Origin of the sequence: Nioella sp. (assembly GCF_964229645.1) — a bacterium.
GTDB lineage: Bacteria > Pseudomonadota > Alphaproteobacteria > Rhodobacterales > Rhodobacteraceae > Nioella.
The window spans coordinates 1-13,478 of record NZ_CAXREX010000297.1 but is presented as its reverse complement, the minus strand read 5'-3'; the positions used below and the strand labels follow the sequence as shown (position 1 = coordinate 13,478).

12 protein-coding genes are annotated in these 13,478 nt (G+C 64.4%); 5 read left to right on the top strand and 7 right to left on the bottom strand.

Going from position 1 to position 13,478, the window contains the following annotated elements; translation table 11 throughout:
- From ACEQXV_RS18880 to ssb, 3 genes are all read right to left on the bottom strand, one after another.
- Positions 1 to 1,100, bottom strand: a 1,100-nt coding sequence (locus tag ACEQXV_RS18880) for a peptidylprolyl isomerase (protein WP_370270459.1), incomplete at its 3' end; no start/stop codon positions are given.
- A 69-nt stretch (positions 1,101 to 1,169) separates the two neighbouring features.
- The gene (locus tag ACEQXV_RS18875; RefSeq protein WP_372526205.1) at positions 1,170 to 2,357 is read right to left on the bottom strand and encodes an aminotransferase; all 1,188 of its coding nucleotides are present in this window, start codon (positions 2,355 to 2,357) and stop codon (positions 1,170 to 1,172) included.
- Positions 2,358 to 2,533: 176 nt separating this feature from the next.
- Entirely contained in the window at positions 2,534 to 3,064 is a 531-nt protein-coding gene (ssb, locus tag ACEQXV_RS18870) for a single-stranded DNA-binding protein (RefSeq protein WP_370270457.1), read from the bottom strand.
- Positions 3,065 to 3,220: 156 nt separating this feature from the next.
- On the opposite strand from ssb, the gene ACEQXV_RS18865 reads away from it, so the two are divergent.
- Positions 3,221 to 3,802, top strand: coding sequence for a lytic transglycosylase domain-containing protein (locus ACEQXV_RS18865; RefSeq protein WP_370251514.1), 582 nt, complete (start codon positions 3,221 to 3,223; stop codon positions 3,800 to 3,802).
- Positions 3,799 to 4,137, top strand: a complete 339-nt coding sequence (locus tag ACEQXV_RS18860; protein WP_370251516.1) for a hypothetical protein — start codon at positions 3,799 to 3,801, stop codon at positions 4,135 to 4,137. Before ACEQXV_RS18865 ends, ACEQXV_RS18860 begins: the two co-directional genes overlap by 4 nt.
- 3 nt (positions 4,138 to 4,140) lie before the next feature.
- Here ACEQXV_RS18860 and ACEQXV_RS18855 read toward each other — a convergent pair whose 3' ends face one another.
- The 4 genes from ACEQXV_RS18855 to ACEQXV_RS18840 all read right to left on the bottom strand — a co-directional run bounded on the left by ACEQXV_RS18855 (position 4,141) and on the right by ACEQXV_RS18840 (position 8,069).
- Positions 4,141 to 4,362: a hypothetical protein gene (locus ACEQXV_RS18855; RefSeq protein WP_370251518.1), complete on the bottom strand. Its 222-nt coding sequence runs from the start codon at positions 4,360 to 4,362 to the stop codon at positions 4,141 to 4,143.
- Entirely contained in the window at positions 4,352 to 5,515 is a 1,164-nt protein-coding gene (locus ACEQXV_RS18850) for an aromatic ring-hydroxylating dioxygenase subunit alpha (RefSeq protein ID WP_370254500.1), read from the bottom strand. Before ACEQXV_RS18850 ends, ACEQXV_RS18855 begins: the two co-directional genes overlap by 11 nt.
- Before the next feature lie 183 nt (positions 5,516 to 5,698).
- A complete protein-coding gene (gene ilvN / locus ACEQXV_RS18845) occupies positions 5,699 to 6,259 on the bottom strand; it encodes an acetolactate synthase small subunit (protein ID WP_370254501.1) in 561 nt (186 codons plus the stop codon).
- Between the two features lie 67 nt (positions 6,260 to 6,326).
- Complete coding sequence (locus ACEQXV_RS18840) at positions 6,327 to 8,069, bottom strand: acetolactate synthase 3 large subunit (protein WP_370270461.1); 1,743 nt, start codon at positions 8,067 to 8,069, stop codon at positions 6,327 to 6,329.
- A gap of 682 nt (positions 8,070 to 8,751) precedes the next feature.
- Here ACEQXV_RS18840 and ACEQXV_RS18835 point away from each other — a divergent pair.
- The 3 genes from ACEQXV_RS18835 to ACEQXV_RS18825 all read left to right on the top strand — a co-directional run bounded on the left by ACEQXV_RS18835 (position 8,752) and on the right by ACEQXV_RS18825 (position 13,264).
- On the top strand, positions 8,752 to 9,834 hold the full coding sequence (locus ACEQXV_RS18835) for a TRAP transporter substrate-binding protein (protein WP_370254503.1): 1,083 nt from the start codon (positions 8,752 to 8,754) through the stop codon (positions 9,832 to 9,834).
- Positions 9,835 to 9,958: 124 nt separating this feature from the next.
- The gene (locus tag ACEQXV_RS18830; protein ID WP_370254504.1) at positions 9,959 to 10,891 is read left to right on the top strand and encodes a TRAP transporter small permease subunit; all 933 of its coding nucleotides are present in this window, start codon (positions 9,959 to 9,961) and stop codon (positions 10,889 to 10,891) included.
- A gap of 15 nt (positions 10,892 to 10,906) precedes the next feature.
- On the top strand, positions 10,907 to 13,264 hold the full coding sequence (locus ACEQXV_RS18825) for a TRAP transporter large permease subunit (RefSeq protein ID WP_370270456.1): 2,358 nt from the start codon (positions 10,907 to 10,909) through the stop codon (positions 13,262 to 13,264).
- The last annotated feature ends 214 nt before the right edge of the window (positions 13,265 to 13,478 follow it).

Genomic DNA, 13,478 nt, shown 5'->3' with positions numbered 1-13,478 from the left:
TCCTGCGCGGCGTCCTCGAAGGGCACTTCGGTCGCGTCCAGAACCGCGTTGATGCGGAACAGAGCCGGGCCGAAGCGGCTGTCGAGCGGGCCGATGATCTCGCTTTCGGTATCGGCGAAGATCGCGGCGGCGGCGGCATCGGACAGGTCGTCGGGGCCGACTTCGCCCAGGTCCACGTCATCGAGGGTCAGGCCGCGATCCTCGACCAGCGTGTCGTAATCGGTTTCGCCCGCGTCGAGGGCGGCGCGTGCGGCTTCGGCTTCTTCCTGGGTCGGGAAGACCAGCCGTTCCAGCAGGCGGCGTTCGGGCTGCACGTATTCCTCGATGCGCTCGTCGTAAAGCTCGCGCAGCGCCTCTTCGCTCACCTCCATCTGATCCATGATCATGTCGGGGGTGATCCAGGCATAGCTGATGCGACGCAGTTCGGGCCGCTCGAAACGCAGACCGTTTTCGTCGTAATATTCCTGCAATTCCTCGTCCGTGGGGGCGGCGAGACCAGCGGTCAGGTCGGTCTCGGTCACGCGCGCCAGGGTGAAGTCGCGGGTTTCGGTCTGGTAGGCCACCATGGTTTCCACATAGGCGTCGGGCATGGTCAGCCCGCCGATAATGGCGCTTTGCAGGATCGAGCGGGACACGTCCTCGCGGATGGTTTCCTCGAACTCCTCGACGGTGTAGCCCGCCCGGTCGAGCGCCAGCTCGTAGCCCGCGCGGTCGAAGTTGCCGTCGATGCCCTGGAAGGACGAGGTGGCGCGCACCTGGCGGGCCACTTCCTCGTCGCCCACGGACAGGCCCAGTTCGGCAGCTTCATGGGTAAGGGCCGCCCGTGCGACCAGCCCTTCCAGGATGGCCCGGTCGAGCCCCGCGGCGCGCAGATCACCAAGCGTCTGGAAGGGGCCCCCTTCGGCGGCCTGGGCGCGCAGCTCGGCCTGGATGGCACGGGCATAGGCATTGGCCGAGATCGAAGCATTGCCAACGGAGCCCACCTGCGTGGCCGACCCGCCGAAATTGCCGATCCCGAAGCCGGCAAGACCCACCATAAGCAGGATGAGGATTGCCCAGACGAAATAGTCGGACAGTTTTCTTCCACCGCGTCGTGCCATGCCGGCCGTCTCCCTTGCTCAGCGTCTGGACCGCAGGTTTAGGGGCAAGCCGCAAGGGGGGCAAGGGCCTCAGAGGGAAAGCTGGGAAAGTCTGTGCCCCACTTCGGCCAAACCGGCGGCATCGGCATTGGCAAAGGCGATGCGCAGCGTGGTTTCGGCCTGGCCCTCGCCGCCTTCGTCCTTCAGCGGCCCGAACATTGTGCCGGGCAGGGTCAGAAGCCCCGCTTCGGTCACCATCGCCTTGGCGACCGCGTCCGAGCGCAGGGCGAAGGGATGGCGCACATAGGCGAAATAGGCGCCACATCCCAGAAGCTCCCACCCCGACAACCGCTGGAAGGCAGCCTCCATCGCGGTGCGGCGCGACAGGATTTCCTGCCGCTCGCCCGCGAGCCAGTCGCCGAGGTTCTGCATGCCCCAAAGCGCGCCGATCTGGCCCACCTGGCTGGGGCAGATGGCGACGGTATCGAGGAACTTTTCCACTTCGAAAAGCCGCGCCGGGCTGGCCACGATGGCGCCCACCCGGTGCCCGGTCAGCCGGTAGGACTTGGAGAAGGAATAAAGCTGGATCAGCGTGTCGTCCCAGTCGGGATCGGTGAAGAGATCGTGCGGCGCGCCCTCCTGGCTGTGGAAGTCGCGATAGGTTTCATCGACGATCAGCGCGATCCGGCGCTTGCGGCACAGGTCACGGAAGGCGGCCATGATCGCGGGCGGATATTCCACGCCGCCGGGATTGTTGGGCGAAATCAGCACGATGGCCCGGGTGCGCTCGGTGATCAGCGCCTCTGCCGCTTCCGGGTCGGGGATCAGGCTGTCGCCAGTGGCCAGAAGCTGCGCCTCGACCCCGGTCATGTCCAGCCACATCTTGTGATTGAAGTAGTAGGGCGTGGGCAGGATGACCCCGTCGCCTGCGCCCGCCAGCGTGGCCATGACCGCGCAGAAGGCCTGGTTGCAGCCCGAGGTGATCGCCACCTGGTCGGGGCGGACCGCGCCGCCATAGCCGCTGCTCCATTGTCCGGCCAGTTCCGCGCGCAGCGCGTCCCGGCCCAGAACGGGGCCGTAAAGGTGGCTGTCGGCCTGGGTGAGCAGCGCCTCGGCCATGGCCTGGCGCAGCCCCTCGGGGGGCGGATCGACAGGCGCGGCCTGGCTGAGATTGATCAGCGGACGGTCGGCGGGGAAGGTCACCCCCTCGATCCAGCGACGCGCCTCCATCACCGGAGGCGGGAAAGTGGCCGCAAAGCGCGGGTTAAGGACATGCATGTCAAACTCTCCCATTTGCCGTCTTCTGGGTCCGGATCCGCCTGCCGGAGGCTCCGACGACTGAAACAGGCGCGGCGGTCAGTGGCAAGGGCGCACGGCCCGCAACCCGAGCCCGGGGCACAAAAAAAGCGGCCGCCCGAAGGCGGCCACCGCTTGATCCTAGAAATAGGTTTTCCTCAGAAGGGAATCTCGTCGTCCATGTCGTTGCGGCCACCGCCGCCGCCACCGCCGCCGAAGTTTCCGCCGCCACCGCCATAGCCGCCGTCGCGATCGTCGGGGAAGCCCCCGCCGCCACCGCCGTAGCCGCCACCCTGGCCGCCGCCACCGTAGCCGCCGCCACCGCCACCGCCTTCACCACGGCCATCCAGCATCACCAACGTGCCGCCAAAGCCTTGCAGAACCACCTCGGTCGAATAGCGGTCCTGGCCGGACTGGTCCTGCCATTTCCGGGTCTGCAACTGGCCCTCGATATAGACTTTCGAACCCTTGCGCAGATATTGCTCTGCCACGCGCACCAAGCCTTCCTGGAAGATCGCCACGGAATGCCACTCGGTCTTTTCGCGGCGCTCGCCGGTGTTGCGATCTTTCCAGGTTTCAGAGGTCGCGATACGCAGGTTGCAGACCTTGCCGCCATTCTGGAACGTCCGAACTTCGGGGTCGCGCCCCAGATTTCCCACCAGAATGACCTTGTTGACGGACCCAGCCATGATCTCTCCCCGTAATTCGATTCAGAACGCACCTTAGAACATCGCAACATGGTTAAGGAAAGCCAAATGCGCGGGCGATTGCCGGTTCTTTCGGGGCTTGCTGGAAATCCTCCGTGTTTTCCGTATATTGCCGAGGGTTCTGAAGATGAGGCTTGGATGACGCGGATGCGGGGCTATTGGGTGATCGGTTTCCTGGCAGTTCTGACGCTTCCGGGGCCTGCCCTGGCGCAGGCTGCGGGCTCGGACCGTCTGGCGCGGCTTCAGGACCAGCTGGACCTGCTCGATACCCGCGCGGCCACACAATACGAGTTTTCGACCCGTCTGCGCCCGGACGCGGACCGGATCGAGGAAATCCCCCGCTACACCGGCAGTTACAACGGCCCCTGGCTCGAAGTGGCCCGCGCCGCCGCCCGCCGCCACGGCATCCCCGAGGACCTTTTTCTGCGGCTGGTGCAGCAGGAAAGCGGGTGGGATCTGGACGCGGTCAGCCATGCCGGGGCGATCGGGCTGGCGCAGCTGATGCCGGACACCGCCGCGCGGCTTGGGGTCGACCCCCATGACGCCAACGAAAACCTCGATGGCGGCGCGCGCTACCTCGCGCAGCAATTCCGCCGTTTCGGAAGCTGGCGACTGGCGCTGGCAGCCTATAACGCGGGCCCCGAAGCGGTGGAAGCCCATGATGGCGTGCCGCCCTATGCCGAGACGCAGGACTATGTCCGCGCGATCCTTGGCGCATGATCATCGCCCTCGTCCGCATCCCGCTGCCCGGCCCCAAGCGCGACCATGACCTCGTGCGCGCACAGTCGCTTGAGGCGACGAAGATCTTTCACGATGTGCCCGGGCTGAGGCGCAAGTATTTCCTCAACAGCGAGACGGGCGGGGGCGGCATCTACGAATTTGCCAGCCGCGAGGCGGCGCTTGCGTGGTTCCGCGACGGGTGGGCCGACTGGATGGAGGGCCGCTTCGGCGTGCGGCCCACGCTGGAGCTTTTCGACTGCCCCGTGGTGCTCGACAACGAGGCGGGCGAGGCGCGGGTGGATGGCGTGCCGGTTGCGCCGCCTTGGGCTGACTAGGGCCTACTCTGCCGTTTCCGCCCCGTAGGCGACCAGACGTGCCCGCAGATCCGCCGCCTCGGGCGCGCCGGCCTCCAGCGCGAAAACGTAGGCATGGGTCAGGTAGAAGTTCCGGGCGACGGGTGTGTCCGCCGCCTCGGAGGCTTCCTTGTAGAGCGCGATCAGCGCGGCACGGTCATCGGCGGCATGGGCTGCCAGCAACCGCGCATCGAGATCATCCCGCATCGCGGGCGGCCCTCATTTCCTCGATCTTGCCTGCGACCCAGTCGTGGAAGAGGTGCGTCGGGCCATCCATCGCGGGCGAGAAACGGCCGCCGTCGAAGCCGGGGGCCGAACGGCCCTTCTGCATGCCTTCGACGACGAAGACATCCTCGACGAAGACCTCTTTCCAGAGCTTTGCATTGCGCGCGCGCATCTCGGGCGAGGTTTCGGGCGTGGCGTAATACAGGTGCACGTGTTCGCGCGTCTGCATGTGGCTGACGGGTTCCAGCACGATGGCAAAAGCATGGTCGCGCTGTGCGCCAAGCAGGACGTTGGGATAGAGCGCAATATATTCCGCGCCCGTGTCCCAGAACTCGGGCAGCCCGTCGAAATCGGGGAAGACCTCGCCATTGTCGCCCTTCATCTGGCGGTAGACCCAGCTTCCCTGGCCCGAGAACTGGCCCTTTTCCTCGATATGGTAGTGATCCTCCAGCCGCGAATAACTGTTCAGGCCGGGATGGACCCAGGGCAGGTGGTAGCTTTCGCAGTAATTCTCGACCGCGAGCTTCCAGTTGGTTTTCACATCCAGCGTGAAGGTGCTGTCCGCGCCGCCGTGAAAGAGCGGCTTTTCCACGTCCTTCCAGCGCTCAAGCGCGGTGGCGTGGACCTCTTCGAAGGGCGCGGCGTCGCCCGAAAGGTTGACGAAGACCACGTCGCGCCAGACATGGCTGCGCACTTCGACAAGGCCAAGCTCCGAGCGGTTCACGCCGGGATGGCTGTTCTGACCGGGACCGCCCACATGCGGGGTCGAGACGAGCCGCCCGTCCTTGGAATAGCACCAGCTGTGATAGGGGCAGCGGATCGCGCCCTCGATCTTGCGCGGCTCCTCGACAAGGATCATGCCGCGGTGGCGGCAGATGTTCTCGAAGACGCGCAGGGTGCCGTCCTTGTCACGCACCAGCAGCAGAGGCTGGCCAAGAAACTCGATCGGCTTGCAGTCCGAGGGCTCGGGCACGTCGCCGCCCACGGCAAGACCCGCCCATGTCCGGCGCAGCACCGCCTCGTTTTCCTCGGCGATGGTGGCGGGGTCGGTATAATGGCTGTTGGGCAGCCCGCGCGCGGACTCGATCGGTGCGCGCACCGCGTCCAATACGTTCAGATCACGATCCTTGGGCATGGTCATCCTCCCCGCTAGGTCCCGTTCGGTGACGAGAGGCATGGCGCAGGCGGGCAGGGGCGTCTTGCCCGGTTGCGACAGGCTCATGACGGAAATTGACACAGGTGTCGGGTTCTGTCGAGCCGCGCATGAAAAGGGGCGCCCCGGCGGGGCGCCCTTCAAGGCATCAGTTGGGGGCGGGGCTCAGAGCCCGCGCGCCATGGCCGCGACGCCCGTTCGCGCCATGCGCACCTCTCCAAGAGGGCGCATCAGGTCGGCGAAGGCGTCGATCTTTTCCGGCGTGCCGGTCATCTCGAAGATGAAGCTTTGCAGGGTGCTGTCGACCACGTTGGCACGGAAGATTTCCGCGATGCGCAGGCTTTCCACGCGGGCGTCGCCCTTGGCGAAGACCTTGATCAGCGCCAGCTCGCGGCTGACATGCGGGCCTTCGACGGTCAGGTCGGCCACCTCGTGCACGGGCACCATGCGTTCAAGCTGCATCTTGATCTGGTGGATCACCTGCGGGGTGCCGCTGGTCACGATGGTGATGCGCGAGCGCCGCCCGGTGTGGTCCACCTCGGCCACGGTCAGGCTTTCGATGTTATAGCCGCGCCCCGAGAAGAGCCCGATGACGCGCGCGAGCACGCCCGGTTCGTTCGAGACCAGGATGGCCAGGGTATGGGTCACGATCTCGTCCGACATGTGGCTGCGAAGATCGTAGGCGGAGTGGCTGGAAGAGCCTTGTTCGATGTTGAGCGGGGACATGTGTCTTTCGCTTTCTCTTAATGCTTTGAAACGGCGGGGCGCGCGATGGCCCCGCCCATTGCCCGTGTCACACCAGCACCGCGCCGCCGGACTGGATCACGCCCTGGGTTTCGGCTTCACCAAGCAGCATCTCGTTATGCGCCTTGCCCGAGGGGATCATCGGGAAACAGTTTTCGTGCTTCTCGACGAGGCAGTCGAAGATCACCGGACCGTCATAGTTCAGCATCTCCATGATCGCGTCATCGAGATCCTTGGGATCGGTGCAGAGGATGCCCTTGGCACCGAAGGCCTCGGCCAGTTTCACGAAATCGGGCAGCGCCTCGGACCACGAATGGCTGTAGCGCTCGCCATGCAGCAATTCCTGCCACTGGCGCACCATGCCCAGACGCTCGTTGTTGAGGATGAACTGCTTCACGGGCAGGCGATACTGCACCGCGGTGCCCATTTCCTGCATGTTCATCAGCCAGCTGGCCTCGCCCGCCACGTTGATGACCAGCGCGTCGGGATGCGCGATCTGCACGCCAATCGAGGCCGGGGTGCCGTAGCCCATGGTGCCCAGACCACCCGAGGTCATCCAGCGGTGCGGATCGTTGAAGCCCAGGAACTGTGCCGCCCACATCTGGTGCTGGCCCACCTCGGTGCAGATGTAGCGGTCGTGGTTCTTGGTCAGCTCTTCGAGGCGCTGCAACGCGTATTGCGGCTTGATCGTGGTTTCCGAGTTCTTGAAGTCGAGGCAGTTGACCTTTCTCCAGTCATCGATCTGCGCCCACCACTGTTTCAGCGCGGCGCTATTTGTCTTGCGGCCACGGCTCTTCCAGATGCGCAGCATGTCTTCCAGCACATGGCCCACGTCGCCCACGATGGGGAAATCGGCGTGGATCACCTTGTTGATGGAGGACGGGTCGATATCGACATGCGCCTTCTTCGAGTTGGGGCTGAAATCGGCGATGCGCCCGGTGATGCGGTCGTCGAAGCGGGCGCCGATGTTGATCATCAGGTCGCAGCCATGCATCGCGAGGTTGGCCTCGTAAAGCCCGTGCATCCCCAGCATACCCACCCATTTGTCGCCCGAGGCTGGGTAGGCGCCCAGGCCCATCAGCGTCGAGGTGATGGGGAAGCCGGTGGCCTCGACCAGTTCGCGCAACAGCTGGCTCGCGCCATTGCCCGAGTTGATGACGCCGCCGCCGGTATAGAAGATCGGGCGTTCGGCGGTTTCCATCGCCTCGACCAGCGCGGTGATGAGGTCGGTGTCGCCCTTCACGCGCGGCTGGTAATGCGATTTCGAGACCTTGGGCTTGTTCTGGTATTCGCCGGTCGCGAACTGAACGTCCTTGGGAATGTCGATCAGAACCGGCCCCGGACGGCCCGCCGTGGCGATGTGGAAGGCTTCGTGAATGGTGCCCGACAGCGCGTCGGTGTCCTTCACCAGCCAGTTCATCTTGGTGCAGGGGCGGGTGATGCCCACGGTGTCGGCTTCCTGGAACGCGTCCGAGCCGATCATGAAGGTCGGGACCTGGCCCGTCAGGCAAACGATCGGGATCGAGTCCATCAACGCGTCGGTCAGGCCGGTCACGGCATTGGTGGCGCCGGGGCCCGAGGTGACCAGCACGACGCCGGGCTTGCCGGTCGAGCGGGCATAGCCCTCGGCGGCGTGAACCGCGCCCTGTTCGTGGCGCACCAGGATGTGGCGGATCTCGTTCTGCTGGAAGATCTCGTCATAGATCGGAAGCACGGCACCGCCGGGATAGCCGAATACGGTATCGACACCCTGTTCCTTCAGGGCTTCGACCACCATCCTGGCGCCGGTCATCTGGGTCATTGCTCTTGCTCCTTCAGCAGCTGCCCGTCCTTGGGCATTCCTTGGTTACATCCAGTCACGATCGCATAAAAAAGCCCCCGGTCTGGCGGGGGCGCATGGGGTTCCGATATGGTTGCCGTCACCGACCCATGCGCGCTGTTCCTACAAGTACGAGAATGCCAAGCATTCGCGGGCTCCTTCTTTGCGAGTGCGCGAAGCTTATGCACGCCAGAAAAACCCCGTCAACCTCACGCGGACGAAAGAATGTCGCAGAAACCGGATTTTCCGCAACTTTCTGTCTGAGGTTGGGGCGATTGGGAAATGCCCCCGGGGGCAGGGGACCGAGCAGCGGGGACAGGAGCCCTGCTGCCGCAGATCCCGGCGTGTCGGTTGCCGAGTCGCATGGGTCGCATCCGGCGCATTTTCGGCTGGTAGCGCCACCAGATTCTCTTTCCGCTACGTAAAGAGACGCAACCATCGCGCGAAGGGGACCAAAAAAGCGCTGCAAAACAGGGCAATCCGGGGGGTGCGACAGCTTATCGGCCGATATTGGTAAAAAAATTTTACAATTTTCTGGCCAAAAGCCCCAAAATGGGGTTTGTTGCACGGTGAGGCTTCGCTAACGTGCCCTCACTAAAAACACTCAACCGCGGCCCGAGGGGGGTCGCGGAGTTCCAAATGGGGAGGATACCATATGGACCGTCGTTCTTTTCTGAGAACGTCCGCAGTCGGCGGTGCAGCCGCTGCTTCTACCGCACTCGCAGCACCGGCATATGCCCAGGGCAACCGCACCCTGACGCTGGTCACCACCTGGGGCCGCGGCCTCGCAGGTGTGCATGACGCCGCGCAGCGCGTTGCAGACACCATCACCGCGATGTCGGACGGCTCTCTGACCATCGACCTGCGTGCCGCAGGCGAACTGGTGGGTGCATTCGAAGTGTTCGACGCCGTGACCTCCGGTCAGGCCGACATGTACCACGGTGCAGACTACTACTTCGTCAGCCAGCACCCCGGCTACGCGTTCTACACGGCCGTGCCCTTCGGCATGACCGCGCAGGAACTGATGAACTGGTACAACCACATGGGTGGTGCAGAACTGCATGACGAACTGGGCCAGATCTTCGGCCTCAAGTCGTTCCTGGCAGGCAACACCGGTGCCCAGGCTGGCGGTTGGTTCCGCAACGAGATCAACGGTCCGGAAGACTTCCAGGGCCTGCGTTTCCGTATGCCCGGCCTCGGCGGTCAGGCACTGGGCCGTCTCGGCGCATCCGTGCAGAACCTGCCCGGCGGCGAAGTGTACCAGGCCCTGGCATCCGGCGCCATCGACGGCACCGAGTGGATCGGCCCCTGGGCGGACCAGTCGGCCGGTTTCCAGGAAATCACCAACATCTACTACACTGCAGGCTTCCACGAGCCGGGCGCGGGCCTGTCGCTGGCAACCAACCGCGACGTGTTCGAAAGCCTCTCGCCGGCACACCAGAAGATCATCGAGATCGCAGCTGGCGAATGCCACAGCTGGTCGCTGGCACAGTTCCTGTCCAACAACGGTGCTGCCCTGCAGCAGCTGGTCGCCGGTGGCGTCCAGGTCCGCGAATTCCCCGACTCGGTCTGGGATGCCTTCGGCGCCGCGGCCCAGGAAGTGCTCGACGAGAACATGGGCGACGAACTGTTCGCACGCATCCGCAACTCCGCGATGGAATCCATGTCGTCCTCGTCTTCGTGGCTGACCGCCTCGGAAGGCGTGTACCGCTCGCAGCGTGACCGCGTGCTCGGCTAAGGGCCGACGCAGCATGTAAAACCGGCCCGCCCCCCGACCGAAAACCGGGGGGCGGTGCCATACTAGGGGGTCGCTTTCGCGCAAACCCGCGCAGACAGCGCCCGGTAACGGGGGAGCATTCCAAATGTTCGACGGCATTCTCTGGGTCCTGGAGAATATAGCCATGTCCTTCTACAACCTTGGGTATGCGATCACGCATCCCGGGTCGTGGCTGGCCTGGATCGGCGGTTGGGCGCATGCCGAAGGCGATCGCGTCCTTGAAATCAAGCAGTCCCTCTCGCGGTTCATCTACTATGGTGGATCCGTCGAGTTCTTCTTCGTCGTCTTCACGACCTTCCTCGTGATCACGGGCATCGGGATCTGGAAACGCAACTTCCTGTGGGGCTGCGTGCGGGCGCTGGAAGGCGTCGCCAACGGCATCGGGCGCTTCTTTGCCTGGGCGGGCCTGATCATGGTTCTGCAACAGATCATGATCGTGTTCCTTCAGCGCATCTTCCGCGTGGCTGAAATCTCGATCGGGCCCATGGGTCTCGGCTTCACCCAGGACCTCAGCTGGTTCTCGGAAGAGCTCAAGCTTTACAACGCGATGATCGTGGCGCTGTGCGTGACCTACACCTTCGTGCAGGGCGGACATGTGCGGGTGGACCTGGTCTATTCCGCCGTCAGCCACCGCACCAAGCGCATCATCGACATGTTCGGATCGGTCTTCTTCATGATGCCGGCCGTGACGCTGACCTGGATGTACGCCTGGTTCTTCCTGTGGCGCCACCTGGTCACGCCCAACCCCAACGCTGGCGCGACGCTGGATCGTCTGACGATGCAGGCCCGCGCGCTGCGCTGGAACGTGGAAACCATCGGCTTCTCGCCCAATGGCTTCAACGCCTACTTCCTCTTCAAGATCCTGCTGGTCAGCTACTGTGCGCTGGTCTTCCTGCAGGCGATGGCCTTCTTCTGGCGCTCCTACCTGGAGATGGTTGAAGGCGAGGACAGCGTCGGCAAGTTCCTGGACAAGGACACGCTCGGCGAAGGCGAAGAAGCCTACGAAGGCACGCATTAAGGGGACTAGGGACCAATGCTTTTCGGACTTGACGGAGTCGAGGTTGGCCTGATCGTGGTCTTCCTCTGCCTTTTCGGGGGCATCATGACGGGCTTCCCGGTGGCGTTTGCCATCGGTGGCGCGGGCGTGATCTCCTTTGGCATCATTGCCGCGCTCGACAATGCAGGCCTGCTTGTGCATGCCGCCATTGACACGGGCTCGGCAGAATACGCGGCGCTGATCGCGGAAGGGGTGGCACGAGAGGCCATCTCGGTCTTCCGCTACCCGGAGCTTCCACGGATAGAGGAACACCTCTTCCCGGGCGGCTGGGAACAGGCGCTTGACCGCAACCTGGGCTTCATCGTGAACCGCATGAACGAACGGGTGATCGCGGGCCAGTCGATCGAGACGTTGCTGGCCGTGCTCATGTTCGTGATGATGGGGATCACGCTGGAACGCTCCAAGATCGCAAACGATCTGCTGACCACAATGGCGCGGGTCTTCGGGCCGTTGCCGGGCGGCCTGGCCGTGTCGATCGTGATCGTGGGCGCCTTCCTTGCCGCCTCCACCGGGATCGTGGGCGCAACCGTGGTGACCATGGGCCTTCTGGCCCTGCCAACCATGCTGCGCAACAACTACAGCCCGGAACTGGCAACCGGCGTGATCGCGGCCTCGGGGACCCTGGGGCAGATCATTCCGCCCTCGATCGTGATCGTGCTTCTGGGCACGCTCGCGGGCGATCTCTATGCCATCGGCCAGGAAACCCGCGCCATCGCGGCGGGCTGCCGTGACGCGCTGACCTACCTGGGCAGCCCGGCGGTTCTGTCGGTCGGCACGCTCTTCCAGGCGGCGCTGCTGCCGGGGATCTTCCTGGCGTTCCTCTACGGGGCCTATGCCTTCGGCTACGCGCTGCTGAACCCGTCGAAGGCCCCCGCGGTGCAGTTCGAGCGTGGCACGGGCGAGGTCATCACCCGCAACGAGGGCCTGACCTGGTTCCTCGGCGCGCCCCTGGCCATGATCCTTGCGATCGTGATCGCGGGGCAGGCGGGTCTTGTGGGCAGCCAGTCGATCTTCGTCTCCACCTACTCGGAGGCGGGCGAGACCGCGTCACTGCGCACCAACGTGTCGGAAAGCTGCCAGGCGGCCATGATCGACCTGCATGGCCAGGAGGCCTGGGACGAGGCCGTTGCACAGCAGCAGGCTATCGACGCGGCGGGTGGCACCGAGCTGTCGCATGAGCGCAGCCCCGAGGAAATGGCCGAAGCCCGCGCTGAAGCCATCGCCAATATCGCGCCCATCGGCACCGGTATCGCGGTGATGTTCCTGCTGCTCGGCCTGGTCCTGACCACCGCGCGCGGGGTCATGCCTTCGGCCGATCCGCGCCCGCTGATGATCGGTGGGGCCGGGGTCGTGCTGGCCCTGGTGGTCGACATCGCGATGATCGGGCCCGAAACCAGCCCCGGCAGGACCTTCATCCTGATCGCGATCCCCTTCGCCATCACCATCTACGGTGTGATCGCGGCGATGAAACGGCTGGCCACGAACGAGCTTCTGCGCGTGGTGTTCCCGCCGCTGGTGCTGATCGTGGCAGTGCTCGGCTCGATCCTGGGCGGCATCACCAACCCCACGCCGGCAGCGGCCCTGGGGGCGGGTGGCGCCATCATGCTGGCGGCCTACCGCAAGCTGGCCGAGAACAACCAGTCGGGCAAGGTGATCCTGTGGGCGAGCCTGGCCATCGTGATCATGATCCTCTTCGGGGTGAACTTCGACCTGCGGATGACCCGCGAGGCGGTGGCCTTCGAGGACTGGATCGCCTACCTGATCGCGCTTGGTGCCTATCACTTCGCCTTCTTCGGCATGCTCTACGGCTGTTGGATCCTGCTGCGAACCGGGGTGCTGAGCCCCGTCGTGCGGGAAACGGCGAAGGTCACCTCGATGGTCTTTACCATCCTCATCGGTTCGCAGCTTCTGAACCTGGTGGTGATCTCCTTTGGTGGGGAACATTACATCCAGGCCTTCCTGCGCAGCTTCGACGAGGAATGGACCGTCTTCCTGCTGGTGATGGTGATCCTCTTCATCCTGGGCTTCGTTCTGGACTTCCTGGAGATCATCTACATCGTGATCCCGATCGTGGGGCCGGTCATCTACGGCGGCACCTTCGACCCGAAATGGGTGACGATCATGATCGCGGTCAACCTTCAGACTTCGTTCCTGACACCCCCATTCGGCTTCGCGCTGTTCTATCTCAGGGGGGTGGCCCCGGCGAGTGTCACGACAGGCCATATCTACCGAGGCGTTGTGCCCTTCGTGCTGATCCAGGTGGTGGGTCTGGCGATCCTGTGGCTCTTCCCCGAGATCGTGACCATCGTGCCCGAGCTTCTGCCCAACAACTGACGCAGGGCAGACGGACGACACAAGAAGCGGGCCCCGACAGGGGCCCGTTTTCTTTTCGGATCATGGGATGGTGGGGGCAGGTCGGCCCATGGGGCCGAGATGCTCAGCCCGAAACCGGGCGCGTGTCGGGAAGCGTCAGCCGCGCCACCTGTTCCGCGATCGGGTCGATCGACAGCGGGTGCGCCTCGCTTTCGTAGACGGCGGGGTTCTTCAG

Excerpts from the sequence above, each read along its gene's own strand:
- ACEQXV_RS18875 (WP_372526205.1), bottom strand. The coding sequence starts at position 2,357 with ATGCATGTCCTTAACCCGCGCTTTGCGGCCACTTTCCCGCCTCCGGTG.
- ssb (WP_370270457.1), bottom strand. The coding sequence starts at position 3,064 with ATGGCTGGGTCCGTCAACAAGGTCATTCTGGTGGGAAATCTGGGGCGC.
- ACEQXV_RS18865 (WP_370251514.1), top strand. The coding sequence starts at position 3,221 with ATGACGCGGATGCGGGGCTATTGGGTGATCGGTTTCCTGGCAGTTCTG.
- ACEQXV_RS18860 (WP_370251516.1), top strand. The coding sequence starts at position 3,799 with ATGATCATCGCCCTCGTCCGCATCCCGCTGCCCGGCCCCAAGCGCGAC.
- ACEQXV_RS18855 (WP_370251518.1), bottom strand. The coding sequence starts at position 4,362 with ATGCGGGATGATCTCGATGCGCGGTTGCTGGCAGCCCATGCCGCCGAT.
- ACEQXV_RS18850 (WP_370254500.1), bottom strand. The coding sequence starts at position 5,515 with ATGCCCAAGGATCGTGATCTGAACGTATTGGACGCGGTGCGCGCACCG.
- ilvN (WP_370254501.1), bottom strand. The coding sequence starts at position 6,259 with ATGTCCCCGCTCAACATCGAACAAGGCTCTTCCAGCCACTCCGCCTAC.
- ACEQXV_RS18840 (WP_370270461.1), bottom strand. The coding sequence starts at position 8,069 with ATGACCGGCGCCAGGATGGTGGTCGAAGCCCTGAAGGAACAGGGTGTC.
- ACEQXV_RS18835 (WP_370254503.1), top strand. The coding sequence starts at position 8,752 with ATGGACCGTCGTTCTTTTCTGAGAACGTCCGCAGTCGGCGGTGCAGCC.
- ACEQXV_RS18830 (WP_370254504.1), top strand. The coding sequence starts at position 9,959 with ATGTTCGACGGCATTCTCTGGGTCCTGGAGAATATAGCCATGTCCTTC.
- ACEQXV_RS18825 (WP_370270456.1), top strand. The coding sequence starts at position 10,907 with ATGCTTTTCGGACTTGACGGAGTCGAGGTTGGCCTGATCGTGGTCTTC.